This window comes from Rhizobium sp. S163 (assembly GCF_030380805.1).
In the GTDB taxonomy this organism is placed as follows: Bacteria; Pseudomonadota; Alphaproteobacteria; order Rhizobiales; family Rhizobiaceae; genus Rhizobium.
The window spans coordinates 1-2,357 of sequence record NZ_JAUDSA010000028.1 but is presented as its reverse complement, the minus strand read 5'-3'; the positions used below and the strand labels follow the sequence as shown (position 1 = coordinate 2,357).

Genomic DNA, 2,357 nt, shown 5'->3' with positions numbered 1-2,357 from the left:
GCGGTTGATCGTCCGACTTCTTGAAACACGGTGACGGGGCAGGGAACGCTGCCAAAACGGCGAAAACCCGGATCCGATCGAAACTTTGAATTGGAGGTCAATATGAACATCAAGAGCCTACTTCTCGGCTCCGCAGCTGCTCTGGCAGTTGTATCCGGCGCTCAGGCTGCTGACGCGATTGTTGCAGCTGAACCGGAAGCAGTAGAATACGTTCGCGTTTGCGACGCATACGGCACCGGCTACTTCTACATCCCGGGCACGGAAACCTGCCTGAAGATCGAAGGTTACATCCGTTTCCAGGTTAACGGCGGCGACAGCCTGGTTGGCTCGTCGGACTGGAACTCGTTTACTCGTGGCAACGTTCAGTTCACGGCTAAGAGCGACACCGAGTACGGCCCGCTGACTGGCGTTATCGTTCTGCAGACGGATGCAAACAACGCTTCCGACCAGAATTCCTACCTCGACTCGGCTTACATCGACATTGCTGGCTTCCGCGCTGGTCTGTTCTACAGCTGGTGGGACGATGGCCTCTCTGGCGAAACCGACTCGCTCGCTTCGAACGCCACGCTGCATAACTCGATCCGTTATCAGTATGAGTCTGGCGACTTCTACGCTGGCATCTCGGTTGACGAACTGGAAGATTCGGTCTCGTTCGGCGAAAGCGGCAACGACGTTGGCATCGCTGCTGGCATCGGTGGCAAGGCTGGCGCATTCAGCTACCAGGTCATCGGCGGCTACGACACGGATACGTCTGAAGGCGCAGTTCGTGGTATGGCAACTGTTGCCATCGGCCCGGGCACCCTCGGCCTCGCAGCTGCTTGGGCATCTGGCGCCAACGCCTACTACGAAGAGTCTGAGTGGACGGTTGCTGCTGAATACGCAATCCAGGCAACTGACAAGCTGAAGATCACCCCCGGCGTTCAGTACTTCGCCAACATCAACCCTGTAACGGGTATCCCGGGCGTTGGTAAGAACGCCATGGGCACGAATGCTGACTGGGCTGACGCTGACCTCTGGAAGGCTGGCGTAACGCTCGACTACCAGATCGTAGAAAACTTCTACGCCAAGGCTTCGGTACAGTGGCAGGACCGCACGTCGGTTGCTGACAGCGACGACACCGTTTCCGGTTACTTCCGTCTGCAGCGTGCATTCTAATCTGATCTGACTTCGGTCTCATCAGGAAAGCCCGGTTCGCGAGAACCGGGCTTTTTGCATTCTTGGTGCTGCGTAAGCATAGCCTCGAGCAGGCTGATTGCCTGAAGCCGTGGCTCGGTGTGTGCCAATGATCGGGCATGTTAGATTGCGGCGAGAAAACTCCGGATGCTTTGTAGTGCCGGTTCTAGATGCAGCAGGGGTGGATGGCCCTGGCCCGGAACTCTGACGATCTTGAGACCAGCATGCCTGCCGGCCATCGCTGTGACCATGCTTTCGGAAAGCAACGCTGAATTCTCCCCGCGAACAGCCATCAGCGGTAGTGGCTCGAAGTTCTCATATTGCGCCCAGAGATCCGGCACCGGCTTCGTGAAATCGATCGACAATAGCTGCTTGGCAATTGCCGGATCGACGTCGGGCACGAGCTGTCCATCGACATCGCGATAGATCGCCGCCGCCATCTCCGCCCAGTCGCTATCCGACAGGACAGGAAAGTCAGCGCCCTGCCGCTGCTTCAGCAACGCCGCCGCTTCTTCCATATCGTGCGGCAATCGTGCGGCGTTGAGATCGTCGCGAATCTTCATCAAGCCCTCGGCCTCGATGATCGGGCCGATATCGTTGAGAACGGCCGCCGCGACCAGATCGGACTTCATCCCGGCAAGCAGGTGCAGGATCAGCCCGCCGCGCGATGTGCCGATGAAGGCGGCGCGGTCGATGTTCAGATATGCACAGGCTTCGATGACGTCACGGGCTTCGACGGCAAGATTGTAGTTGGCCTTGTTCTCGTCCCAGTCGGAGAGACCGCGCCCACGGTAATCAAGCGCGATCACACGTCTTGGAGCAACCGGATCCCGCGACAGGATCAGGGCCAGCTGATGAAAATCGCGGGAATTCCGTGTCAGCCCAGCGAGACAGATCACCGGCAACCGGCCTTCCGCCGCCTCAGAGCCCGGATCATAGTCCCGCAGATGCAGCGTCAGGCCATCGCTGGATATGTAAGTCCGGTCCTGAAAGGCTTGGCTGTTGGTATCGTCCATCGTCTCTCCCCGCCTTGGCGAGAAGAGACTAGCGTCCGCTGCACCGCCAGGCAAACGGCGCTTTTACGACGCGTTGCGTCCGCCGATCAGGTCCTGCTGGATGCTAACGGGCTGACCCAACCGGGCCTTGTAGACCTCGTAGTTCTCTATCACCCGCTGCACATAGTT

The 2,357-nt window shown here is 58.6% G+C and carries 2 protein-coding genes; one reads left to right on the top strand and one right to left on the bottom strand.

The genetic code is table 11. The features are described 5' to 3' along the window. The first annotated feature begins 102 nt into the window (after positions 1–102). Positions 103–1,155, top strand: coding sequence for a porin (locus QTL96_RS22680; protein WP_289729298.1), 1,053 nt, complete (start codon positions 103–105; stop codon positions 1,153–1,155). 140 nt (positions 1,156–1,295) lie between these two features. Here the strand turns inward: QTL96_RS22680 and QTL96_RS22675 are convergent, their stop codons facing one another. Beyond that, positions 1,296–2,189: an alpha/beta hydrolase gene (locus QTL96_RS22675; RefSeq protein WP_289729297.1), complete on the bottom strand. Its 894-nt coding sequence runs from the start codon at positions 2,187–2,189 to the stop codon at positions 1,296–1,298. Positions 2,190–2,357 lie beyond the last annotated feature (168 nt).